Source organism: Butyricicoccus intestinisimiae, assembly GCF_018918345.1.
Taxonomy (GTDB): Bacteria; Bacillota; Clostridia; order Oscillospirales; family Butyricicoccaceae; genus Butyricicoccus_A; species Butyricicoccus_A intestinisimiae.
On sequence record NZ_JAHLQI010000002.1, the window covers coordinates 1 to 24898 of the forward strand.

Here is a 24898-nt window from a genome sequence, read left to right on the forward strand (position 1 = left end):
TGGCCGGTGACCTTGCGGGCGGTGTCAATGACTTCTTTGACGGTAAAGCCGACGCCGTTGCCCAGATTAAAGATGTTGCTCTCGCCGCCGTTCATCAGATAATCCATCGCCAAAATATGTGCTTGTGCCAGATCTGTCACATGGATGTAATCTCGAATACATGTGCCGTCCTTGGTGTCGTAGTCATCGCCAAAAATCGAAATGTATTCGCGCTGTCCGTTGGGAACCTGCAAAATCAGCGGAATCAGATGCGATTCCGGATTGTGCGCCTCACCGATTTTACCGGAGACATGGGCGCCGCAGGCGTTGAAGTAGCGCAGCGATACAAACCGCAGGCCATGCGCCTTCCCCACCCATCTGAACATCTTTTCCATGCTCAGCTTGGTCTCGCCGTAACAGTTGGTCGGCTCGGTCTTGTCTGTCTCCAAAATCGGCACGCGCTCCGGCTCGCCGTATGTCGCAGCCGTGGAAGAAAAAACAATCTTGTCGATGCCGTGCGCCACCATGGATTCCAGCAGAACCTTTGTGCCGCACAAATTGTTGTCATAATATTTGAGCGGATTGGTCATGGATTCGCCGACGAGGGAATTTGCCGCAAAATGAATGACGCCGTCAATGTGTTCCGACTCAAAAACAGAATCCACAAATTCACGATTGCGAATGTCACCCTGATAAAATTTTGCCTTCGGATGCACCGCTTCGATGTGTCCGGTCTCCAAATTGTCCGCAATGACGACGTCGCGCCCTGCGTCTATCAGTTCATATACGGTGTGCGAGCCGATGTAGCCCGCGCCGCCAAGTACCAAAATTGCCATATTTATTTCCTCCTTATGCCAGCAGAACCACGCCGCCTGCCGGACGAATCGTCAAAACGTGGCAGGCATCTTTTCCGAGCACGGATTCCATGGTTGTCTTGAAATAGCTCAGCATGTCATTGGGTACGAACGCCTGAATTGTACCGGCAAAGCCGCCGCCGTGCACGCGAACCGCGCCGCGGCCGTCCAAAATACTCTCTGCCAGCGCCAGTGCAACCGACATGTCCTGTTTTTCCGGATTGACGCCGGTATACACATTTTGCAGGTACATCGCGGACGATCTGCCGGACGCAATGACCAGCTGGCGGAACTTTTCAAAATTGCCCTTTTCCAGTGCCTCTTTTTCCGCAACAGCGCGGCGATTTTCCGCAAAGAAATGCATCGAGCGCAAAACCGCGCGGTCGCCGCACTGGCGGCGCAGAGACGGAATGGATTTCAAAAACTCCGCTTCGTCCACCTCGCGCAGCACGGTCTTGCCGAACGCCGCGGCAACCTCGCTCATTTCGCGCGGAATGGCTGCATAATCGCCAGTCAGCTCGGCATGATCTCCGCCGGTGTCTACAATGCACAGCGAATGCTCGCTCGCCTGTAAATCATAAATGATTTTGCGCACGGTCGGCTCGTTCTGATCGGCAAAATCAATGGCCACGATGCCGCCGACCGACGATGCCATCTGATCCATCAGACCGCACGGCTTGCCGAAGTAAATATTTTCTGCGTACTGTCCGATTTTTGCAATGTCAATGGCGGTCAGCTTGCTCTCACAGAAAAAGCGGTTGATGATGACACCGATCATGGTTTCATATGCCGCGGACGAGGACAGACCCGAACCGCTCAGCACATTGCTGGTCATGTACGCGTCAAAGCCCTTGATTTCATGGCCGAGCTTGTGCGCCGCAGCGGCAACGCCGCGAATGAGCGCCGCCGTCTTGTTGGTCTCCTCCGGATGCGGGGTCAAATCCGTCAGATCAATTTCGTCCAGCGGATAGCCCTCCGACTGAATGCGCACAATCATGCTGTCATTCGGCGCGGCGCACGCGACAATGTCCAGATTGACGCTCGCCGCGAGCACATTGCCGTGCTGATGGTCTGTGTGATTGCCGCCCAATTCGGTTCTGCCCGGTGCGCTGAACAGCTCGATTTCTTCCGCTCCGCAAAACTGTGTGCGGAATCCCGTCAGCACGTGCAGCAGCCGGTTTCGATAATCTGGCAGCTCCGGACTGCCCGCCATACAGCCGTATACTTCGCAGAGTCTTTCATCTGCTTTTCCTGTATGCAGAGATAATTCTACCTGTTCTAAAGCAATCATAATTTTCTCCTCACAGATTGTTCAAATCAACATCCTGAATTGCTTCCGGATGGCCGGAAATGGCTGCGGTGATTTTCTTCATGAGTCCTTCGCTCAGCTTATACTTTCTTCTGTATACAACATATGCCAACAGCATGCTGACTGCCGGAATGATGCACATGAGCAGACGAATGGCATTCTGTGTGCCCAGAGACTGGATTTCATTCGGGACATAACCGGTCAGCTTCAGCGCGTAGCCAATGGCCAGTGCGGTGAATGCTGCGGTAAACTTTACAATCAAGGTCTGCAGCGAGAATACAACGCCTTCATTTCGTGTGCCAATCTTGCACTCGCCGTAGTCTACTACGTCAGCAAGGAATACCGTCGCACAGCCCAGCTCCAAGCCGGTGCCGGTCTTTACGATGACGCCGGAAATAGCGGTCAGAATAATGTTCGTCGGGCAGAAAATGCCAACCAGCAACAGCAAAATCAAGCCAACTGCCGGAAAAATGCAAGCCAGCAGGAATGCGGTCTTACGAGACAGATTCTTGGTAACCTTCGGGAAAATCAGCAGGCCGACAACTTCTGCAATGGATGCACTAATCATAAATGCAGAAAGCATGCCTGCGTTGTTGCACACGTAGCTGAAGTAATAGGTTGCAACACCCATAATCAGCTGGATACCTACATTATACAACAGAATCAGTGCAACTGCCCAGCGCAGCTGATCATTCTGCTTGATAATAGAAAAGATGTCCTTGAAATGAATTTTTTCTGTTTTGCCAGCAGTCTGCTTTTTCGGCAGATTGATAACACAAACACCAATGGTGAAAATAAATGCAGCGGCAATAATCAGCGCAAAGCGATGATATCCTGTGTAATCGCCGCCCAGACCCTTGATAATCTGCACGCCGAAGCCTGCGATAATCAGAGACTGACCAATACTAGCAAAGATTCTTGGCAGAACCGATACAGACTCTCGTTCTGCCGGATCAGAGGTAAGATTCGGAATGATGGACCAATACGGAATATCCATAATAGTGTAGGTCATGCCCCACAGGACATATGCTACCGATGCAAACACACACAGGCCAACGCCGGTCAGATGGAAATCTGTAAATACAATGACGAATACGAATGCGTTAATCAATGTGCCAATGACCAACCAAGGAACGAACTTACCAAATCGGCTGCGGGTGTTGTCTACAATCATGCCCATGAACAAATCATTGAAGGCGTCCCACAGCTTTGCGACAAAGAACATGGTACCGATAAAAGCCGGTGCGACTTTGATAATGTCGGTAAAATAAATCATGGAAAACGTGGCAATCATGCCATAAATCATGTCTTTACCAAGGGCACCAAAAGCAAATGAGTATTTTACTCTTGCCGGAATTTTGCCCTGATAAACAACATTGCTTGTTGCGGTTTCAGCGCTCATACTATCTCCTCCTCTTGTTCCGTTGAAACTCTTTACTGTACTTACAAGTATACTGTGTTTCAAAAATATTAAAATTGAAAAATCAATTCAAAAAATACAAATTCCAGTTTCAAAAGAAAAAAGATGACATGTATCATCCCGCAGGATCGTACATGTCATCTTTGGTATTTCTTGTGCCGAACCGATTAGAAAATTTCCATGATTGCCGGAACAGCGGTCTTGGTGTCGGTCTTAGGGAACAGCTCACAGCCGACAATTCCGGTATAGTGCAGTTCCTTGAGAACATTCATGACGTTCTTGTAGCATATTTCGCCTGTGCCTGGCTCATGACGCCCCGGTGCATCGGCAATATGAATGTGACCGATGGTATCTATGTACGCACGAATGGTATCGCAAATCTTGCCTTCGTTGAGCTGCATATGATAGGCATCGTACAAAATGCGCAGCTTTGGAGAGCCAATCAGGCGAATGATCTCCGCTGCCATCTGCGTGTTCTTCAAAAAATTGCCGACATGATCGGTGGTGATGTTCAGACCTTCCAGATTCATCTGGATGCCGCTCTGCTCCGCAATCTTTGCGCAGTCGAGCAGCATATCGTACATGGAGCACAGCTTTACTGTGTCGGACAGGTCATCATAATGGTTGACAACAATGCCGCCATCGCCCAGTGCGTTGGAGTGAATGGTCACGCTCTTTGCACCAATCTTCTGTGCAGCTGCTACAGACTTCTTCAGAAATTCCAGATACTTTTCCTTGTGGGTCGGATCAACCAGAGAATATTCCGCATCGCCGTTAAATCCGCTGATACCAATATCTGCTTTCTCTGCGGCTGCCTTGACAGCATCCAAATCCTTGTCCGTCCAGCTCCAGAATTCTACATAGTCGAAGCCATCGTCCTTTGCCGCCTGAAAACGATCGAGAAACGGAATCTCAGCATACATCGGTTCGATGCATGCGCCTTTTAACAGTTTCATATCAAGCTCTCCTTTGCTCTTTTGTTATACAGTAACACAATTTACGTGTCAGTGCAATCGCGAAATGTCATGGCCGGATTTTTTTGCAGCGAAAAAGCCGAACCATACACCGGACAGCTTTTTCTCGCATATGCTGAACCACCTCAAAACGGAAGGTGATTGTATGCTGATTTCCCTCACAACGGCGTTTCTGTGCGGCGCAGCCTTTTGTATTCTGCGCGTTTCCTCTCCCTCCGGTTCGTTTCCGCGTCCGCTCAGCGCAGAACAGGAAGCCGCCTGCATCGCGGCCATGCGCAGCGGCGACAGCCAAGCGCGCGACATGCTCATCGAACACAATTTGCGGCTTGTCGCGCACATCGTCAAAAAATACTATGCTTCTTCCTCGGATACCGATGATTTGATTTCCATCGGCACCATCGGGCTAATCAAAGGTGTTTCCACCTTCGATCCGAACAAAAATGTGCGGCTTGCCACGTATATTTCGCGGTGTATTGAGAATGAAATCCTCATGCACTTTCGTTCAACCAAAAAATACGCCGGTGACGTCTCGCTTGACGAGCCGATGGAGCAGGACGGGGACGGCAGTTCGCTGTCCCTGATGGACGTCCTGTCCAGCCAAGACCGCGGACTGGAGCAGGTGGACAACAGCGACCAAGGGCAGCTGCTGTTTCGCGCATTGCAGGGATTGGAGCCGCGAGAGCGCGAAATTATCCGCCTCCGCTACGGTCTGACCGGTCAGCCGCCGCTCACACAGCGCGAAACCGCCAAGCGGTACGGCATTTCCCGCTCATACATCTCGCGCATTGAGAAAAAAGCCCTGCTCAAGCTGCGCCGCGCCTTGGAATCGCAGCGCTGACCTTGCAGGAACAGATAAAATCTGATACACTCATAGTGATTCTAATTTCTCATCAAACAGGAGCTTTCCATGAAACATATTTTCTTTTTTGACCTTGACGGAACGCTGACAGACTCCGGCGAGGGAATTTTAAACTGCGTGCGTCACGCACTGGATTTGCAAAACTGGCCGCATCCGTCCGACGAAAACTTGCGCCGCTTTATCGGTCCTCCGCTCATCGACAGCTTTATGGACATTGCCGGTATGAACAAGCAGCAGGCACAGCAGGCTGTCCGCGATTATCGCGCACGGTATTCCACCGGCGGTTTGTTTGAAAACCGCGTCTATGACGGCATTCCGGACGTATTAAAAGCCTTAAATGACGCGGGCAAGCGTTGCTTTATGGTCACGAGCAAGCCGGAAGCCTTTTCCGTCCGCATCGCAGACAAATTCGGACTGACGCCTTATCTGGAATCCATCTGCGGCGCCACATTGGACGGGAAAATGGATTCCAAGGAACAAATCGTCGAACTGGCTTTGCAGCGCGCAGGCAATCCGGACCCATCCGATGTAGAAATGATCGGTGACCGTCTGTTCGATGTCGAAGGCTCCCGCAAGCACGGCATTGACTGCACCTATGTGCTGTACGGCTTTGGCAGCCGCGAAGAAGCCGAAGCCCACCGCGCCGCCCATATTGTCGAAACACCGGCACAGCTGAAAGATCTGTTATTATCTCTATAAAACACAAAACCACCGGTAAAACCGGTGGTTTTGTTATTATTCAGCAATAAACTGCATATTTTCCACATCAAAAACGCCGCGCGGGGTGATGCGCAGAGCCGGAATGACCGGCAGCGCCAAAAATGACAGCAGCGTAAGCGGCGAGACGCCGTCCGGCACACCCATTTCATGCGCCTTTGCTATCATCGCGGACAGCTCGGACTGCACGGCATGGAATCCGGCATCGCTCATCAGACCCATAATCGGAAGCGGCACGGTATACAAAATCTTTCCGTTTTGAACCAGTGTATAGCCGCCGCCAATCTCACGCAGATGCTCTATGGCGCGCAGCATATCCGCATCGTTGTCACCGATGACGGACAGATTATGGCTGTCATGCGCCACGGTAGACGCGATGGCGCCATTTTGAATATTAAAATCCATCACGGCGCCGACACCGACTTTACCCGTGTTGTGATGCCGCTCCACAACGGCAATTTTGCTGTACAAATTATTCGGCACAAACAAGCCGTTTTTCTGCGGCAGACGCACTCGTTCATGCCCTGTAATCAACTGGTTGGGAATGACGCGGATGACGTCATTTTTTTCTCCGACCGGCAGATCCAGCTGCTCCGGCCGAACCGGCAAACAGTGCATGGTTCGCCGCAGTGGGCTGTCCTGCGGCAGCTTCGGCTGCGCGCGGAATCCCGCGACATCCTTGCCCCGATGATATACCGTGTGAATCTGCACGGTTTCCAAATCATCCAGCACGATCAAATCCGCCTGCATGCCCGGCGCAATCGCACCGAGCTGATGCGCCAGACCGTAATGCTGCGCGGTGTGAATGGTTGCCATGCGGATGGCATCGACCGGCGCAATGCCGCAGTCAATCGCCTTGCGCACGCAATGGTCAATATGTCCCTCCGTGTGAATATCTTCGATATGCTTATCATCTGTGCAGAACGAGAACCCGCTGATATCCATGTTGTGCATGATAATGCCGTCAATAATCGGCTCCAGATTGCGGGCGGCACTGCCCTCCCGAATGTGAATGTGCATGCCCAGACGGCGTTTTTCCAGTACTTCCTCTACGCTGGAGCACTCATGGTCGTTCGTGATACCCGCCAGCACATAGGCATTGAGCTGTTTTCCCGTCAGCCCCGGCGCATGGCCGTCCTTTGGTCTGCCGTCAAACAGAGCGAGCTTTTGCGTCATCGCGGGATCGGCGTTCACGGTAGAGACATAATCCATGACTTCGCCCAAGCCCAAAATGCGCGGATTGTTCTGGTATTTTTTCATTTCTGCCGCGTCAAAGGTACAGCCGTTGTCCTCAAACGGCAGTGCCGGCACGCAGGACGGCATCATCACATAGACATTGGCCGGTACGTCCTCCGTCTCATCCAAAATATAATCAATGCCCGCCGCGCCGCTGACATTTGCCGCCTCATGCGGGTCTGCGATATACGTCGTCGTGCCGCACTTGACCGCCCGTTCCACCAGTTCCGCCGGTGTCACCATAGTGGATTCCAAATGCAGATGTGCATCAATAAAGCCCGGGCACAGATATTTTCCCGTCAAATCTATTTCCTGTGCGCCGACATATCCGTCACCCATGCCCACAATGGTGCCGTCTTTGACGGCAACCGATGTGCGCAGAATTTCTCCTGTAAACACATTGATGACGTTTCCGCCGCGAAATATCAAATCTGCCTGTACCTCTCCTCTGGCTGCCTTTGCCAGCTCAGGAAACTTTGAAAAATCCATCCTGTGACGCTCCCATCTGTCCGTGTTTTCTCTATACAACAGTATATCGCATTTTCTTGTATTTTCCCAGTCTTTTATGCTATGATAGACGAGAAAGGAGGCGTTTTCATGCTCGAACACTGTACCCTGTGCCCGCGGCTGTGCGGTGTCAACCGCGAAGCCGGCGAACATGGGTTCTGCGGCGCCGATGCGCGCATCCGTATCGGTCTCGCTTCTCTGCACCAATGGGAGGAACCTTGCCTGTCCGGCACCAACGGGGCAGGCACGGTCTTTTTCTGTCACTGTCCGCTCGGCTGCGTGTACTGTCAAAACCATGACATTTCCGGCTTGGACGCAGACGCATCCGGCATTTGCACGGACATCTCCGGTCTGGCAGATACGTTTTTGTCTCTGCAGCAGCGCGGTGCCCACAACATTGATCTGGTCACGCCGACACAGTATGCCGCGCAGCTCACGCAGGCGATTCCGCTTGCACGCAAACGCGGTCTGACCATCCCGATTGTGTACAACTGCGGCGGCTATGAGCGCGTCGAGACGCTGCGCATGTTGGACGGACTGATTGACATTTATCTGCCCGACTTCAAATATTACAGCTCCTATTACAGTGAGCGCTATTCCCGCGCGCCGGATTACTTTGATGTCACCGTCGATGCCATCGACGAAATGGTGCGGCAGACAGCCGAACCGGTCATCGACGCAGACGGTCTGATGCGTTCCGGCACCATCATCCGCCACTTGATGCTGCCGAATCTCGGTTCAGACACAGCGCACATTCTGCGCACCATCGCCAAGCGCTGGGGCACTGAGGTCTTTGTCAGCCTGATGCGGCAGTTTACACCGTGCACGGATTTGACCGACTATCCGGAGCTGCTGCAGCCCATCACGGACGAAGCGTATGCCGAGGCGTGTGAGCAAATGGCGTTTCTCGGCTTAGACGGCTGGACGCAGGACGCAGAAGCCATCAGCGAGAGCTTTATTCCGCATTTTGACGGAACCGGCGTCTGCCGCGCAAAATAAAAAAAGCAGCGAGACTGCCCATCTTTCGATGTGCAATCTCGCTGTTGTGTTTTTTATACAGTACGAGCGTTCTCGTCAGCGGATTACAGCTGCGGGCCTGCTGCAACCAGAGCCTTGCCAGCTTCGTTGCCTTCGTACTTTGCAAAGTTCTTGATGAATCTGCCAGCCAGATCCTTAGCCTTTGCATCCCACTCGGAAGCATCAGCGTAGGTGTCGCGCGGATCCAGAATGCCGGAGTCAACGCCCGGCAGTTCGGTCGGAACTTCAAAGTTGAAGTACGGAATGGTCTTGGTCGGAGCGGTCTTGATATCGCCCTTCAGGATTGCGTCAATGATGCCGCGGGTATCCTTGATGGAGATACGCTTGCCGGAGCCGTTCCAGCCGGTGTTTACGAGGTAAGCCTTTGCGCCGCTCATTTTCATCTTCTTAACCAGCTCTTCTGCGTACTTGGTCGGATGCAGTTCCAGGAATGCCTGACCGAAGCAAGCGGAGAAGGTCGGGGTCGGCTCGGTGATACCGCGCTCGGTGCCAGCCAGCTTAGCGGTGAAGCCGGACAGGAAGTAGTACTGGGTCTGCTCCGGAGTCAGTACGGAAACCGGCGGCAGTACGCCGAATGCGTCTGCGGACAGGAAGATTACGTTCTTAGCTGCCGGTGCAGAAGAAATCGGGCGAACGATGTTCTGAATGTGGTCAATCGGGTAGGATACACGGGTGTTCTCGGTTACGCTCTTGTCAGCGAAGTCGATCTTGCCGTCCTCAGCAACGGTAACGTTCTCGAGCAGAGCGTCACGGCGGATTGCGTTGTAGATGTCCGGCTCGGATTCCTTATCCAGATTGATAACCTTTGCGTAGCAGCCGCCCTCAAAGTTGAACACGCCGTTGTCGTCCCAGCCGTGCTCGTCGTCGCCGATCAGCAGGCGCTTCGGGTCGGTGGACAGGGTGGTCTTGCCGGTACCGGACAGACCGAAGAAGATAGCGGTGTTCTCACCGTTCAGGTCGGTATTTGCGGAGCAGTGCATAGCAGCGATGCCCTTCAGCGGCAGGTAGTAGTTCATCATGGAGAACATACCCTTCTTCATCTCGCCGCCGTACCAGGTGTTGATGATAACCTGCTCACGGCTGGTGATGTTGAAGACAACTGCGGTCTCAGAGTTCAGACCCAGTTCCTTGTAGTTCTCAACCTTAGCCTTAGAAGCGTTGTAAACAACGAAGTCCGGCTCAAAGTTCTTCAGCTCTTCAGCGGTCGGCTTGATGAACATGTTGGTAACAAAGTGTGCCTGCCAAGCTACTTCTACGATGAAGCGGATAGCCATGCGGGTATCCTTGTTTGCGCCGCAGAATGCATCAACAACAAACAGTCTCTTGTTGGACAGTTCCTTTACTGCGATCTCCTTAACAGCCTTCCAAGCTTCCTGAGATGCCGGATGGTTGTCGTTCTTGTACTCGTCAGAAGTCCACCATACCGTGTCCTTGGAGTTGTCGTCCATAACGATGAACTTGTCCTTCGGGGAACGGCCGGTGTAAATACCAGTCATAACGTTTACAGCGTCCAGCTCGGTCAGCTTGCCAACTTCGTAACCGGACAGACCTTCCTTGGTCTCCTCTTCGAACAGCTGCTCGTAAGACGGATTGTAAACAATCTCGGTAGCGCCACTGATGCCATATTTGCTCAAATCAATAGATGCCATCTTTGTTTAACCTCTTTCCTGAAAAATTATCTTAGGTATAAATCCTGTGCTTTTATGTTATCTAACCAGCGTCAGAATGTCAATATGAAAAACGTCCCAAATTACTCGAAAAACGCGGAAAGAATCGGCATTTCTCACAATTATCTCGTTTTTTTCTGCAGGATATGTGTAAACATGGTACACTTTGCGCGATATTTCTGTCATTTTCTCCGCAGGCCGGCGAGCAAGATTCAAGACATGCAGACGCGGTCGCGCAATGCAGGAAATCGTGCACGAAAATTTGCCGTTTCACTCAGGTCGATGTCCGCGACAAGCACCTGTTCCGTTTCGCCCGCCTGCGCCAAAATTTTGCCCTCCGGAGAGACAATCATGCTGTGCCCGCCGCCTTCCACGCCGCCGCACGTGCCGCAGGTGTTGCAAGCGAGCAAAAAGCTCTGGTTCTCCAACGCACGCGCGCGGCAGAGCAGCTCCCAATCCTCTGCGCGCGCTTTCGGCCATGCCGCGCAAACCAAAAACATCTCCGCGCTGCGCGACACCATGCGGCGAAATTGTTCGGGAAACCGCAGGTCATAGCAGGTAGCCATACCCGCAACGCCATATGATGTCAAAACTTCACTGGTCTGGCTGCCCGCCGTCAGCAGCTGCCGTTCCTGCGAATCGTATCCAAACAGATGTATTTTTCGATACGTCCCCGTCAAAATGCCGCGGCTGTCCAGCAGCGCCGATGTGTTATAGTACTGGCTGCCGCAGCGCTCCACAAAGCTGCCTGTCATGATGTGCGCCTCTAGCTTGCGCGCCCACGGCGCCAACCGCAGCAGAGTCGTTCCGTGCAGCGGCTCCGCCGCTTCCCGATACTGTGCAAAGTTGGAAAATCCAACGCTCCACAATTCCGGCAGCAAAATCAAGTCCACACATTGCCCCATCAGCTGGGACAGCATGCGCTCTACCCGCATCCAGCGCTGTGCCGGTACTTCTCCGCTGCTGACGCGAAGCTGGATCAGTGCTGCTCTCATACGTTCCTCCTTCAGACGAATACAGGGGCTGCCCAATCGTTTGGACAGCCCCCCTGCATCAAAAAAGCTTATGCTTTTTCGTCCTTCTTATCTTTGTCCTTTTTGTCTTTATCCTTTTTCTTGTCTTTGTCCTTCTTCTTGTCCTTTTCCGGACTCTCATCGCCGAAGCTGATGCCGATGTCGCGCGCTGCCTGTACCAGATCGTTGTCTACCGGCACCGTCTTGAGCTTTCCGGCAACCTCGCTGAGCGGAACCGCAACGATTTCATTGTTGCGAATCGCTACCATGTTGCCGTACTGCTTGTGCTTAATCAGGCGTGCCGCGCCGGTACCCAGACGCGTGGTCAGAATGCGGTCATACGCATCCGGACCGCCGCCGCGCTGAATGTGTCCCGGATTCACGACGCGGATTTCCTGCGAGCATCTCTCACCCAGCTCACGAGCCAGACGGAAGCTGATAGACGGATCTGTCATCTTTGCACGGGCTGCCTTGAATTCCTTCTTGGACATCTTTGCTTCTTCCTTGGAAATCGCGCCCTCTGCCACAGCGACAATGCTGAACGCGTGGCCGTGACGGCGGCGCTCCTCCAGCTCATAGACAACCGCGTCCAGATCATACGGGATTTCCGGAATCAGAATAATATCTGCGCCGCCCGCAATGCCTGCGCTCAGGGTCAGCCAGCCGGCACCATGACCCATGATTTCTACCAAAAATACGCGGCTGTGAGAGGTCGCCGTCGAATGCACCTTATCCAGCACGTCGGTCGCAATGTCCACCGCGGTCTGATAGCCAAACGTAACCTCGGTGCCCCACAGGTCGTTGTCGATGGTCTTTGGCAGAGAAATGATGTTCAGACCTTCCTCACGCAGCAGGTTCGCGGTCTTTGTCGTGCCGTTGCCGCCGAGAATAACCAGACAGTCCAGCTTCATGTCGTTGTAGGTCTGAATCATCTTTGTGACCTTATCAACGCCGTTTTCGTCCTTGTCGCGCATATTTTTAAACGGCTGGCGCGAAGTGCCGAGAATGGTGCCGCCAATCGTCAGAATGCCGGAAAAGTCGCTCGAAGACATGAGGCGGTATTCTCCCTGAATGAGTCCCTTGTATCCATCCTTAAAGCCGTAGATTTCTACTTCCTTGCCGTATTCCTCATACAGCGCTTTTGCAACACCACGCAGGGTCGAGTTCAAGCCCTGACAATCGCCGCCGCTTGTCAGCATACCAATTCGTTTCATGCTGGTTCCTCCTTCTACAAGTCCCATTCTTTTGATTCAGCCTGCCGTTTTGCTCTCTCTTTGGGCTGCTGATAATATGTTTATTATACCAAATTCATTCAAATATCGCAACGGATTTTACACAATTCTGACAATTCTTGTCACAGCACAAAAAAGCAGGTGTCAAAAACACCTGCTTTTCGTTATACATGCGCTGTATCCTGCAGCTCCGCCTCGCCGCGCTTGCGTGCGCAGTCGTCGCAAATGCCGTACAGCGTCAAATCGTACCCCGTGATGTGTGCGCCCTCCATGCCGGAAAACAGCGCCTGCAGCGACACCTGCGGCCAAATGTCCACCACGCATCCGCACTGGGTGCAGATCATGTGCTCGTGCTCCTTGAGCGTGTGGTCGAAATGGTCGGAATCTCCCGGAACGACAACGCGCCGAATCAGATGATTTTCCGAAAGCTGATTGAGATTGCGGTACACCGTCGCCAAGCTGATGGTCGGCTCCCGCTTCCGAACCTCCTGATACACCTCATCCGCCGTCGGGTGAATCGAAGATTTTTCCACTGCTTCCCGCACAAGCTCTCTCTGTCTGGAATATTTCATCGAGTTGCACCTCCCTCTGTCACCGTTTTACTTAAAAACAGGAATCATTTTCACTATTTATATACTATCAGATTTCAGTGTCGTCTGTCAAGTATTTCCACTTGTTTTCTCAATTGTTATTTTTTCCCGCGCCGAATATTCCGTGAAATTCCCCGCAAACTATGCTATAATAAGAATCATCTATTGTTACATTCAGAGACAAAGGAGGGTCTTTATGCTGAATCACGTCGATTTCAACCGCCACATGACGGATATTGAATACCGTTTGGAAACGCGCGAGGTGCGCGGGGAGCTTGCCCAGCTCCAGCACCGCATGAAGGAGAGCAAGCTGCCGGTCATCGTTTTGTTTGAGGGCTGGGATTCTTCCGGCAAAGGAAGCATGATTGCCAGCATGATTCAGACACTCGACCCGCGCTTCTTCAAGGTCTACAACACCAAGGACCCCACGCCGGAGGAACAGCGCTATCCGTTTTTATGGCGGCACTGGCGGCGCACGCCGGAGCGCGGACAAATGGCGATTTTTGACGAGAGCTGGTATCCGGAGGTCTCCCGCGCCCGTTTGGAAAACAATCTCTCGGTTGACGAGGCGTACAGCCGCATGGAGAGCATCAACACATTTGAGCGGGAGCTGTCGCAGGACGGCTATCTCATCATCAAGTTTTTCCTGCACATCTCCGCCAAGGAGCAGGCGCACCGGCAGGAAAAACTCATGCGCGACAAAAACACCCGCTGGCGCGTGACGGAGCGCGACCAATACCGCAACAAGCACTACAAGGAATACTACCGCGTCTACGACGAAATGCTGGAAAAAACCAACACGGTGTTCGCGCCGTGGCATGTCATCAGCGCGCAGGAGCGCCGCAGCGCGATGAATGAAATCTATCAAGTCATCGTGCAGTCAATTCGCTCCGCGCTGGACGAGAAAAAGGTGATTATCCCGTCAGAGTATCACGCCCAGATGCACACCTTCCATCTGGTCAAAAAGCCGCTGCTGGAGGATGTCCCGCTGTACCGCTCCATTGACGAGGACGTCTATCGAAACCTGCTGCACAAGGAGCAAAAAAAGCTCGCCAAGCTGCACAACATCGTGTATCGCAAGCGCATTCCGGTCATCGTGGCATACGAGGGCTGGGACGCAGCCGGAAAGGGCGGCAACATCAAGCGCCTGACGGCAGCATTGGATCCGCGCGGCTATGAGGTGGTGCCGATTGCGTCCCCGACGCCGACGGAAAAGGCGCACAACCATCTGTGGCGGTTCTGGCAGCATTTTCCGGAGGACGGACACATCACGGTGTTTGACCGCACATGGTACGGCCGCGTCATGGTCGAGCGGCTGGAAGGCTTCTGCACAGAGGAAGAATGGAAGCGCGCCTATCAGGAAATCAACGAACTGGAATACGAGCTGCAAAAATGGGGCGCCATTCTCATCAAATTCTGGCTGCACATTGATTCGGATGAGCAGCTGCGCCGCTTCAAGGAACGGCAGGAGACGCCGGAAAAACAATGGAAAATCACGGATGAGGACTGGCGCAACCGCGAAAAGTGGGATCAATACGAAACCGCCGTCAACGACATGATTCGTCTGACCTCTACGGAATACGCGCCGTGGACGATTGTGGAATCGCAGGACAAAAAATTCGGGCGCATCAAAGCCATTCAGACACTCAACGATGCCATTGAGGCGCGCATTTGAGCAAAAACAATCTCCTTCCCGCGGGAAGGAGATTTTGTTTTATGTTCGTTCCTGTTCCAAGCCATACTGTGTGCTGATGTCTATAAACTGCTGTAAGCTGTTGCCTTTGTATTTGTTTTTATGCCAAACCACGGAAAACTGCCGTTCCAGTGACATATCCGTCACGCACAGCTCGATAAGGCTGCCGCTTGCCAGCCGTTGCTCCGCCAGCCGGCGCGAAATCACCGTCATGCCGAAGCCCTGCTCGACGCCATGCAAAATTGCCTCGCTGTTGTTGCACACCCACTGGGCGTTGATGTGCGGCATCGCGCGCTCAAACACCTCTCGTGTGCCGCTGCCCTTCTCGCGCAGAATAAACGGGATGCGCTGCAATTCCGCCATGCTGACGCACCGGCGCTCTCTAAACGGATTGTGATGCGCCGCGCACACCAGCGCCAGCGGGTCATTCATCATGCACTGCGTGACGAGATCCGGACTGGAAATGCTGCCCTCCACGATGGCGACATCCAATTCGCTCTTGAGCAGCTGCTGTTCGATGACCTGCGTGTTGTCCACGAGCACCCGCGGCGCCGGATGGCCGGTTTCCGCAATGTAGCGCTTGAGAACATCTCCCAAAATGCAGGTTCCCACCGTGACCGTCGCGCCGATGCGGAGCATATCCGTGTCATCCGCATTGCGCAGGCGCTGTTCCATCGAGTCAAAGGCGGACAAAATATGCCGCGCATATTCACACAGCTGCTCGCCGGTCGGCGTGATATACAGCCGTCTGCCCAGCCGTTCGAACAGGCGCACCTGATACTGCTCCTCAATTTCACTGATTGTGCCGCTGACAGAGGGCTGCGCAATGTGCATTTTCTTTGCCGCCTCGCTCATGCTGCCGCAGTCCGCAACCGCCAAAAAAATGCGCAGATTTCTCAAGGTCATAGCCTTCTCCTCCCTTTGTGCGTTCGTACTGTTGCTATTATTATAGCTTAATTTTTCTATTTGCACAACACCTGACGTAAAACTGACAGGTTCTTCGGAAATTAGCACAAAAAACTGCCGTCAGGCAAACCCGACGGCAGCAGATGCGTATTTTCTTTATTCGTGTCCCAGATTGGCAAAGTAGGTCGCGTAGTCGTGGCGATTGTCCTTGGTAAAGGCAATTGCCGTGCGCGGATGCATGTCCATGTATCCGGTCAGCAGGTACGGCGTGTCGTATCCCCACTTGACGCCCTCCGCACGCAGCTTGTCCATGTGCTGCTCGACAAAGCGAAGCACCGGCGGCAGCTGGTATTTCGGGTTGCGCAGGAAGGTCATGAGCTGTTCCATCATGCAGTTTCCCGCGCCGCGTCCCATGCCGTTCATCGTCGCGTCCAGCATGCTGACGCCGTTTGCGCAGGCGGTGATGGTATTGGCAAATGCCAGCTGCATGTTGTTGTGCGCGTGAATGCCCACCTGCTTGCCGTATTTGTCCATCTTTTCCAGATACATATCCGAAATGTCGCGGATTTCCTCCGGATACAGCGAGCCGTAGCTGTCTACAATGTACACCGTGTGAATCGGAGACTTGCCGAGCAGCTCCAGCGCTTCCAGCAGATCCTCGCGGCGCGCCTGCGTCACTGCCATGACGTTGCAGGTGGTCTCGTATCCCATCTTGGCACAGTGCTCAATCATATCAATGGCTGCCGGAATCGTCTTGACGTAGGTTGCCACGCGCACCAAATCCACCGGACTGTTGCTTCTCTCGCGGATGTCGCGCTTGTAGTCGGTGCGTCCAACGTCCGCCATAACAGAGATTTTCATGTTGGTGTCATTGTCTCCGACAATGTCATAGATGTCCTCATCGCTGCAAAACTTCCACTTGCCAAAGTCCTCCGGATTGAACAGATCGACAGAAGCCTTATATCCAAACTCCATGTAATCCGTACCGGTTGCCAGATTGGTCTGGTACAAGTCTCGAACGAAATCATCCGTAAAGCGGAAGTCGTTGCACAGTCCTCCGTCGCGAATGGTGCAGTCCAGCACGCGGACGTCTTCGCGGAAGGTCATCAAATTGCCTTTCTGTGGTGCCATTGTAGTTCTCCTTTCCCGTTTGCGGTCACTTTAGTAAATTAAACCGCAACTGAGTAAATTGCTTTGGTGGAAAAACAGCCCCTGCCCGAAGCAGGGGCTGAAAATTGCGCTGTATTGAGATTACTTTGCCATGGAAGCAACTTCTGCTGCGAAGTCGTCCTGCTTCTTCTCGATGCCCTCGCCCTTCTCGTAGCGAGTGTACTTAACCAGCTTGATGGAGCCGCCCAGTTCCTTAGCAACAGCAGCGATGTGCTTCTCTACGGAAACCTTGTTCTCCTTTACGAAAGCCTGCTGCAGGAGGCAGTTCTCCTCGTAGTACTTGCCGATGCGGCCCATAACCATCTTCTCGATGATCTGCTGCGGCTTCGGCTTAGCAGCGGTCTTGTTTTCCTCGGTAGCCTGGATGAGCAGGATTTCCTTCTCCTTGTCCAGAGTAGCCTGATCTACGTCAGACTTGTCCATGAACAGCGGGCGCATTGCAGCTGCCTGCATGCCGATGTCCTTGCCCAGCTCAACAACTGCCGGATTGCCCTTCAGGTTGTCGGAAACTTCCAGACCAACCAGAACGCCGATAACGCCGCCCATATGGGTGTAGCCAACGTTTACGGTGCTCTCGTCGTAACGCTCGAAGCGGCGGATCTGCAGATTCTCGCCGATGGTCAGAACCTTCTCCTGCAGAGCGCCTTCAACGGTTACGTCGCCCATCTTAGCAGCCTTCAGAGCGTCCAGATCTGCCGGATTCTCAGCGATAACAACCTTTGCTACGTCAGAAGCGAACTTCTGGAAGTCAGCGTTCTTTGCAACGAAGTCGGTCTCAGAGTTTACTTCTACGATTGCAGCAGCGCCGCACTTGTCGCAGATCTCGATGCTTACGATGCCCTCAGCAGCAACGCGGCTAGCCTTCTTAGCAGCCTTTGCCAGACCCTTCTCACGCAGGATCTCAATTGCCTTGTCGAAGTCACCGTCAGCTTCGGTCAGTGCCTTCTTACAATCCATCATACCAACATTGGTCTGCTCGCGCAGTGCCTTTACATCCTTTGCAGAAAATGCCATGGTGTAAATTCCTCCTAGATATAATCGTTCCGTTTTTGTGAAAAAAGCCCGCCCGAAACAACGCGGCGGGCTTTTTCTATTTGCTTTGTATCAGAGATTACTCAGCAGCCTTCTCTTCAGCTTCCTCAGATGCCAGCTGCTCGCCCTGCTTGCCTTCCAGTACAGCGTTAGCCATGGTAGCAGAGATCAGCTTGATAGCGCGGATTGCGTCATCGTTGCCCGGGATTACGTAATCAACTTCGTCCGGATCACAGTTGGTATCAACGATAGCAACTACCGGAATCTTCAGCTTGCGAGCCTCAGCGATTGCGTTCTTTTCCTTGCGCGGATCTACAACGAACATAGCGCCCGGCAGCTTCTTCATGTCCTTGACGCCGCCCAGATACTTCTCCAGCTTAGCGATCTCCAGCTGCAGCTTGATAACTTCCTTCTTCGGCAGCAGATCGAAGGTGCCGTCTTCCTGCATCTTCTTCAGCTGGTTCAGACGAGCGATACGGGTACGCATGGTGGTGAAGTTGGTCAGCATGCCGCCCAGCCATCTTGCGTTTACATAGAACATGCCAGCGCGCTCAGCTTCCTCGCGGATAGCGTCCTGAGCCTGCTTCTTGGTACCAACGAACAGAATGGACTCGCCAGCAGCAGCGGTATCACGAACGAAGAAGTAAGCCTCCTCCAGCTTCTTTACGGTCTTCTGCAGATCGATAATGTAGATACCGTTTCTCTCGGTGAAAATGTACTGAGCCATTTTCGGGTTCCATCTTCTGGTCTGATGGCCAAAGTGTACGCCAGCTTCCAGCAGCTGCTTCATAGAAATTACAGACATTGAAATATCCTCCTAAAGTTGTTTCCTCCACATCGTTCCATTTGGCAGCGACCCTGCGTCTATGCCACAGGGCACCACGCCGCTTACGCGATGTGTGCGTATTTTTCATACTTGATGATTGTAACATACCGCCGTGCCAAACGCAAGAAAAATTTTCGCGTTTTTTCAAAATTCTTTTGCACACGGCGCCTGCACCGGCGCATCGGCGCAAAAGCTGGTCAAAATAATATCGTCCCCGATGCGGCGAATCGCCTCCCACGGAATGACATAGTCCTGTTTTCGGTTCCAAAACGCCAGATTATTTTTTGCCGGCACAACAAGCGCCGCCACCCTGCCCGTGCACGTGTCGATTTCCACATCGCTGACATAGCCGAGGCGGCTGCCATCGCTGACGCTGATGACCTCTTTGCAGCGCAGCTCCGCGAGGCGGCAGCCGTTTTGACAGTTGCATTTCATGCTCATCCCTCCGTCTGTGCGAGCAGTGCATCCCAAAACTGCGCGCTGCTCCATCTGCCGTCCCGATTGTTGCGCCGAATGCCTTGTAGGCACGCCGTATCCCGCGTGAGCGCCGTCACGCCTTCTTCACAGCGCAGCGTGACCGAAAAGCCGCACACCGCCGTCAGTGCTTCCGCTTCCGCATTGACAGCGCCGTATGGATACGTATAGCACACCGGCGCCTCTATACCCAGCGAGACAAACAAATCCTGCGCCCGCTGCGTGTCGGACAAAAAGCACTGCCGATATGCCGCCGCAGTCTCTCCCGCCATGCGCAGGCAGCCCTTGCGCGGCTTTAACTCGTGAAAATCATACGAATGATTCTGTATCTCAAACACACCGGAATCCGCCATTTCCTTGAGTTCCTGCTTGGTGCAGTACGACCACGCTTCCTGTTCCGCCTCATCGGTCTGAGAAAACCGTTCGGTCAGGCTGGCGACCGGCGACAGCACCGCCCGCATGCCGTATTGCTTGAGCAGCGGATAGGCGTATTTATAATTGTTATAATACCCGTCATCAAACGTCAACAACACCGGTTTTTCCGGCAGCGCTGCGCCATCTTGCACATATGCGAGCAAATCATGGATGGTAACCGTCTCCCGCCCGTGTGCTTGAAGATATTGCAGGTCACTCTCCAGCATAGACGGCGAAATGACATACTGTGCCGGAGAATCTCCCGCATCGGTCACGCTGTGATACATCGCCGCAGGCAGCAAAATAACCGATTGATTTGCGGATACAGACATTGGATGAGAAAACAGCCAGCCGCCCGCCAGCAGCAGGACGGCAAGCACTGCGCCCGCCGTCAGCACCGTCCGCCCTTGGGCAATCATCCAGCGGCTGTTCACCCACTCACCGCCTGACGAAACGGCACACCGAAATAATCCGCCGTGGACACCGACAAATTGCGCGCAATGTCGCGTATATTCGCGCGAATCCAATTGGCATCGTCGGGATTGTCATGGTATGCGATTTCTATGAGAATCGCAGGCGCCGCCGTCCGGCGAAGCTCCGCCAGACGGGATGTTGCGATGACGTGTACGCGCTGCGGCGTCGGGGAAATCATGCTGAAATTGTTGGCAAAAATATCTGCTGCCCGCCTGCCCAGTTCACTGCCGGTATAATAATAGACATCTGTACCGCGCAGTGTTCCCGCAAGATTTTCCGGTGCGGCATTGGAGTGAATCGCCAGATGAAACTCTGCGTTTCCCGCATTGGATTTCTGCGCGCTGGTCACGGCGGTGTCGCTGGTACTGTTGCGCAGAACCGTAATGCCGGACGCCTCCAAGTCCGGCACCATCGCATCCGCAATCCGATTCATATAATATTCTTCGCTGCCCGCGCCGTCATAATACGCATTATATTCCTGCGTTGACGGGCTGAGAAAAACAGTCGGCATATTGGCACGCCTCCCTTTGCATAGTCTCTCCCATTCTATGCAGCGGGCAGGAAAAAGCATACCGCTTTTTCTTGTGTCTGTATGCAAAATCCCCGCCGGTCAAGCCGGCGGGGATGTGCGCTTGTCTCTTTGTTTTACAAGCAATCAGCTGTTGTAATGAATAGTTGCCGTCTTCAAACACGGTTGGCCATCGTAATCAATGGTAATGGCATCCCACTGTTCCTTGCTTCCCTTGAAATAGACATCATCCAAATTCGTTGCGTGAAACGTATAAGAGGTAATCTCCGTCACGCTGTCTGCTATCGTCACTGTTTTCAGCGAACTGCACTTATAAAATGTAGAATCCAGTTTGGTCACACCGCTTCCAATGGTTGCGGTCTCCAAGCCGGAACAATCTTCAAATGCCCAAAAACCAAGCGATGTCACGCTGTCCGGAATGGCAATGCTCGTCAAACCTGTGCATGCATAAAATGCCTGCGTGCTAATCGTCTTCACACCGTTCGGGATGTTGACGGTTTTCAGATTTTCGCAGTGTCCAAAGGCTTGCGGCCCGATTTCTTCTACACTGCTCGGAATGTCATACGAGGTATCGCTTCTGTGCCGCGAGTACCAAATCAGCTCTGTCTGTCCTTTGGTGAACAGAATGCCGTCTACCGAGCAATACGCTGTATTGTTGGGGTCGACGGAAATTTCTTCCAGTAAATCGCAGCCTGCTACCGAGCCCATGCTCTGCACACTGCTCGGAATGGACAAACGAACCAGATGCTTGCTGTACCACAGTGCGCCATTTTCTATCTCAACCACGCCGTTCGGCACCGCATATTCTGTCGCTTCATCTGCATTCGGATAGCGAATCAGTTTCGTCATCGCCTTGTCAAACAGGGCGCCGCCTGCCGCGCAATAGTTCGGATTTCCCGCGGCAACCTGATATGCCTTCACACCATAGCATTCTGTAAAGGCATCATATCCGATATCCTTCAACGTGCTCGGAATGGTAACGCGCTCGGCGCTGTCGCAAGAGCCGAATGCCTGATCTCCAATGGATACGACACCTTCCGGTATATCGATATTTTTCAGCGAACGGCAGCTCCAAAATGCGCCTTCTCTAATCTTCGTCACAGTATCCGGAATTCTCAACGTCTTCATGCTGCATGCGTAAAACGCACTCTCTCCGATGTTCGTCACACCATCGCCAATATACACCGCATTTACGTCCAGATCATACCATGGCGGATCTCCTGCGTCATTTACGCGATAGTCGTACATCTTTCCCGTGCCCTCAATGAACAGCGTGCCGTTGCTGTCCAGCTTCCACGTGAGATCGTCGCCGCAGGTGCCGCTCTCCACGGTATCGCCCGGCTTGGGCTTGTCCGGATCCACTGCGCCGTCTGTCTTGGCATTGAGTGTCACGGTAGATGCCGCATTCTTGACCTCAAACGATTTGCCGAGCTTTTTGTTGTCCACCTTGCTGGACGCCGTGTAATCGCCGTTATAGAGATACAGATTCTCTCCGTTTTTCGCCGTGCCGACAGAGGCACCGTCCTTGGCAACGGCTACAGAAGCGGTCTTTACTTCGGTTCCGCTCATATCCTTGACGCGGAACGTCGTGCGGTATTTGTTGTTCGGGCAGGTGCCGAAGCCCATCTTTATCTTTCCGCCCAGCGGAGAATCCTTGTCGTTGACCAGCGAGACATAAAAATCGGTAATCGGTTTTTGCATCTCCATCAGCGTAATGTCAAAAATCGTTCCGCTCACGTGCTTTGTGATTTTCCATTTCAGATTCGCATGGGATTCCACAAACAGATAGATTTCACCGTCCAGACAGCTTGTGCACGCATGAATGGATTCGCTGTTTGTCGTTCCTGCCGAGCCGATTTTCGCCGTTGCCGTAAAGTCGCCGCCCGCCTGCACGCTCAATTCAGCCTTGATAACGTCCTGTAAAAATTCAACGCTCAGCGCGATTTTCGGGCCAATCTTCACCTCAAATTTCGCTTCTCCGCGAATGTAATCTACGTTGAAGGACTTTGAAGAAATGTTCTGTCTGCCGCTGTCGCTGTCGTAAATAAAACCTGCCTTTACCTGACTCGTCGCGGTAGAGGACACGCCGCCCTCCAGACTGATTTCCATCGGCAATGTCACCGCGACGGAAACCGAGAATCCGGCGCCGATCGGGAACGGAATTCTGCCGATTTTTACCTCTGCCTTATCCGTCTGGTTCTTGACTGCTTCGTCATTGTCCACCTTGGCGCGAACATCTACATTGACCTTGCCCGTGGTGGTCGAAATGACCTTGCAGTACACATAATCTTCGCCGAACAGCTTCGCATCATAGGTAATCGCAAGCTCAATGCTTTCCTCTATGGATGCACTGCCGTTGACTTTGAAGTGCTTGGTTTTGTACTCCAGCTGGACTTTGACCGCCTTGGAAAGATCCAATTCCTCGCCCTTGCTGTCTGCTTTCGAGCCTGATGCGTCCGCGCTCTGCTTGGTATTTTCATTCACCAGCGTCACGCCTTCGTCCGCATCGCTCATATCAATGTCCGCCGGATTGGCAGCCACTGTCTCATCCACCTTCAGCACCTGATAGAAATCCGAAAGAACGGCGTCCTCATTCGGCGTGATGGTCACTGTCGAGCCGGAAACCGAAATATTTTCAACGGAAACCAGCACTTCTTCGCCGTTTTCATCGTAAAACAGCGCTTCATCGCCCTTCTTGAGCGACTTCGCCGATGCATCGGCGTTGGTAACGGTATATGTATTCTTTGCATCCTGCTCAATGACGTTGACATCCTGCTGTGCCGTCGGCGTCTTGACTGTATCGTCCAGAACGCCGAAGTTGTCGGTCTTGTCCTCGTCAAAATTGATGACGGTCTCGTCCTTGAAATCGTCCACGGTCTGCGCATCGAATTTTTCCTGCGCCGTCGTGTACTTCATGCTGGTAAACGAATCGCACAGCTGCTTTCCGTTCGCATCCGTCAGCGTCAGAACCGCCTTATAATGCGTCGGCAGCATATTGCCGGTGATGTCTGCTGTCACCTCGCCCATCTCGGTTCCCGCCGGAACGGAAGCAGTCGCCGAAATATTGAGCTCTTTGTCCGTGTCCTCATTCAGGAATCGAATGTTGAGCGTGCACGCGCCGGATGCACTTGCCTGCACCGTCGCCTTTTGTCCGCTCACGTTCAAATCTAGAATGGCATAGTTGCTTTCGCCCTCCTGCATCAGGCAGAACGAACGCAGAATAATTGCCGCCTGTGCACGGGTCGCGCCGTTCTGCGGCCGCAGATAATTGACGTCGTTTTCCTTTGTGCCGTTGATGAGCTTGTGGGACACCGCCCAGTTCATGGAATTTTTAGACCACGAAACACTGTCTCCGTCCGGAAACTTGGACAGATAATCTCCCTCTACCGTTTGCTTTCCCGCATAGTTGTACAGGAACTGCGCAAACTGCTCGCGCGTCACATCGGCATTCGGATCGAAGCGATTGTTTCCCACGCCCGAGGCATAGCCGTTTTCATACGCCCATTTGACCGCAGTAAAATACCAATCCGACTTATTGACATCGGTAAAGCCGGACGAATCGCCCGTCACCTCCGGATTGCCGGATTTGTTGTACAGAATCCGCACAACCATCGCGCGCGACATGACGGTGTACGGCTCAAACTTGGTCGGCGCTGTGCCGTTCATGAGTTTGTTGTCGTACACGTACTGCACGGCGTCACTGTACCAGCTGCCCGCCTCGACATCCGTAAACGGCATGCCGGCAACACTGGTTTTCTTCTCCGCACGCGGCGTTTCGGTTGCGAACGCCATGGTCGGCAGCATGCCAGCCAGCAGGCACACGGCCAATACCAGACTGGTCACTCGTTTTTTCCAGTTCATTTTTTACCTCCTTATTATCTGCACGTTCTGCAGAATAACCGTTCCGCTTTCATGATACCAAAATCTGTAATTTTTTACAAGTAAAAAAGCACCAGAGGCATTATTCTGCCTCTGGTGCCGCAAT

The 24898-nt window shown here is 53.0% G+C and carries 21 protein-coding genes; 4 read left to right on the forward strand and 17 right to left on the reverse strand.

What is annotated here, in order from left to right; translation table 11 throughout:
* The 4 genes from galE to KQI75_RS03330 form a co-directional block, all read right to left on the reverse strand.
* Positions 1 to 815 (reverse strand): UDP-glucose 4-epimerase GalE (gene galE / locus KQI75_RS03315; RefSeq protein ID WP_216469317.1); only part of this gene is annotated, 815 nt, incomplete at its 3' end.
* A 13-nt stretch (positions 816 to 828) separates the two neighbouring features.
* Positions 829 to 2124, reverse strand: coding sequence for a galactokinase (locus tag KQI75_RS03320; protein ID WP_216469318.1), 1296 nt, complete (start codon positions 2122 to 2124; stop codon positions 829 to 831).
* Between the two features lie 10 nt (positions 2125 to 2134).
* Positions 2135 to 3544 carry a melibiose:sodium transporter MelB gene (gene melB, locus KQI75_RS03325; protein WP_216469319.1) on the reverse strand — a complete coding sequence of 470 codons (1410 nt, stop codon included), beginning with the start codon at positions 3542 to 3544 and terminating at the stop codon, positions 2135 to 2137.
* 185 nt (positions 3545 to 3729) lie between these two features.
* Positions 3730 to 4518 (reverse strand): hydroxypyruvate isomerase family protein, encoded by a 789-nt coding sequence (locus tag KQI75_RS03330; protein ID WP_216469320.1) that lies wholly within the window; start codon positions 4516 to 4518, stop codon positions 3730 to 3732.
* Positions 4519 to 4681: 163 nt separating this feature from the next.
* Here KQI75_RS03330 and sigK point away from each other — a divergent pair, with 163 nt between their 5' ends.
* On the forward strand, positions 4682 to 5374 hold the full coding sequence (sigK, locus tag KQI75_RS03335) for an RNA polymerase sporulation sigma factor SigK (protein WP_216469321.1): 693 nt from the start codon (positions 4682 to 4684) through the stop codon (positions 5372 to 5374).
* 69 nt (positions 5375 to 5443) lie between these two features.
* Positions 5444 to 6094: an HAD hydrolase-like protein gene (locus tag KQI75_RS03340; RefSeq protein WP_216469322.1), complete on the forward strand. Its 651-nt coding sequence runs from the start codon at positions 5444 to 5446 to the stop codon at positions 6092 to 6094.
* A 36-nt stretch (positions 6095 to 6130) separates the two neighbouring features.
* On the opposite strand, the gene ade is transcribed toward KQI75_RS03340, so the two are convergent.
* Entirely contained in the window at positions 6131 to 7837 is a 1707-nt protein-coding gene (gene ade, locus KQI75_RS03345; RefSeq protein WP_216469323.1) for an adenine deaminase, read from the reverse strand.
* Positions 7838 to 7945: 108 nt separating this feature from the next.
* Here ade and KQI75_RS03350 point away from each other — a divergent pair, with 108 nt between their 5' ends.
* A complete protein-coding gene (locus tag KQI75_RS03350) occupies positions 7946 to 8854 on the forward strand; it encodes a radical SAM protein (RefSeq protein ID WP_216469324.1) in 909 nt (302 codons plus the stop codon).
* 83 nt (positions 8855 to 8937) lie between these two features.
* Here the strand turns inward: KQI75_RS03350 and pckA are convergent, their stop codons facing one another.
* The 4 genes from pckA to KQI75_RS03370 form a co-directional block, all read right to left on the reverse strand.
* On the reverse strand, positions 8938 to 10542 hold the full coding sequence (pckA, locus tag KQI75_RS03355; RefSeq protein WP_216469325.1) for a phosphoenolpyruvate carboxykinase (ATP): 1605 nt from the start codon (positions 10540 to 10542) through the stop codon (positions 8938 to 8940).
* Positions 10543 to 10772: 230 nt separating this feature from the next.
* Complete coding sequence (locus KQI75_RS03360) at positions 10773 to 11555, reverse strand: carbon-nitrogen family hydrolase (protein WP_216469326.1); 783 nt, start codon at positions 11553 to 11555, stop codon at positions 10773 to 10775.
* A 68-nt stretch (positions 11556 to 11623) separates the two neighbouring features.
* Complete coding sequence (locus KQI75_RS03365; RefSeq protein WP_216469327.1) at positions 11624 to 12787, reverse strand: 6-phosphofructokinase; 1164 nt, start codon at positions 12785 to 12787, stop codon at positions 11624 to 11626.
* A gap of 182 nt (positions 12788 to 12969) precedes the next feature.
* The gene (locus KQI75_RS03370; protein WP_216469328.1) at positions 12970 to 13377 is read right to left on the reverse strand and encodes a Fur family transcriptional regulator; all 408 of its coding nucleotides are present in this window, start codon (positions 13375 to 13377) and stop codon (positions 12970 to 12972) included.
* A gap of 214 nt (positions 13378 to 13591) precedes the next feature.
* On the opposite strand from KQI75_RS03370, the gene pap reads away from it, so the two are divergent.
* Positions 13592 to 15070, forward strand: coding sequence for a polyphosphate:AMP phosphotransferase (gene pap, locus KQI75_RS03375; protein ID WP_216469330.1), 1479 nt, complete (start codon positions 13592 to 13594; stop codon positions 15068 to 15070).
* Between the two features lie 39 nt (positions 15071 to 15109).
* Here pap and KQI75_RS03380 read toward each other — a convergent pair whose 3' ends face one another.
* The 8 genes from KQI75_RS03380 to KQI75_RS03415 form a co-directional block, all read right to left on the reverse strand.
* On the reverse strand, positions 15110 to 15994 hold the full coding sequence (locus tag KQI75_RS03380; protein ID WP_216469332.1) for a LysR family transcriptional regulator: 885 nt from the start codon (positions 15992 to 15994) through the stop codon (positions 15110 to 15112).
* Between the two features lie 156 nt (positions 15995 to 16150).
* Positions 16151 to 17125 carry an aldolase catalytic domain-containing protein gene (locus KQI75_RS03385; RefSeq protein WP_216469333.1) on the reverse strand — a complete coding sequence of 325 codons (975 nt, stop codon included), beginning with the start codon at positions 17123 to 17125 and terminating at the stop codon, positions 16151 to 16153.
* 120 nt (positions 17126 to 17245) lie between these two features.
* Positions 17246 to 18178 carry a translation elongation factor Ts gene (gene tsf / locus KQI75_RS03390; RefSeq protein ID WP_216469335.1) on the reverse strand — a complete coding sequence of 311 codons (933 nt, stop codon included), beginning with the start codon at positions 18176 to 18178 and terminating at the stop codon, positions 17246 to 17248.
* 97 nt (positions 18179 to 18275) lie between these two features.
* A complete protein-coding gene (rpsB, locus tag KQI75_RS03395) occupies positions 18276 to 19001 on the reverse strand; it encodes a 30S ribosomal protein S2 (RefSeq protein ID WP_216469336.1) in 726 nt (241 codons plus the stop codon).
* Positions 19002 to 19166: 165 nt separating this feature from the next.
* Positions 19167 to 19457 (reverse strand): PRC-barrel domain-containing protein, encoded by a 291-nt coding sequence (locus tag KQI75_RS03400; protein ID WP_216469337.1) that lies wholly within the window; start codon positions 19455 to 19457, stop codon positions 19167 to 19169.
* Positions 19458 to 19459: 2 nt separating this feature from the next.
* Positions 19460 to 20344, reverse strand: coding sequence for a polysaccharide deacetylase family protein (locus KQI75_RS03405; RefSeq protein ID WP_216469339.1), 885 nt, complete (start codon positions 20342 to 20344; stop codon positions 19460 to 19462).
* The gene (locus tag KQI75_RS03410; RefSeq protein ID WP_216469340.1) at positions 20341 to 20895 is read right to left on the reverse strand and encodes an N-acetylmuramoyl-L-alanine amidase family protein; all 555 of its coding nucleotides are present in this window, start codon (positions 20893 to 20895) and stop codon (positions 20341 to 20343) included. The genes KQI75_RS03405 and KQI75_RS03410 overlap by 4 nt, the downstream gene beginning before the upstream one ends.
* Before the next feature lie 144 nt (positions 20896 to 21039).
* Positions 21040 to 24774 carry a leucine-rich repeat protein gene (locus KQI75_RS03415; RefSeq protein WP_216469341.1) on the reverse strand — a complete coding sequence of 1245 codons (3735 nt, stop codon included), beginning with the start codon at positions 24772 to 24774 and terminating at the stop codon, positions 21040 to 21042.
* Positions 24775 to 24898 lie beyond the last annotated feature (124 nt).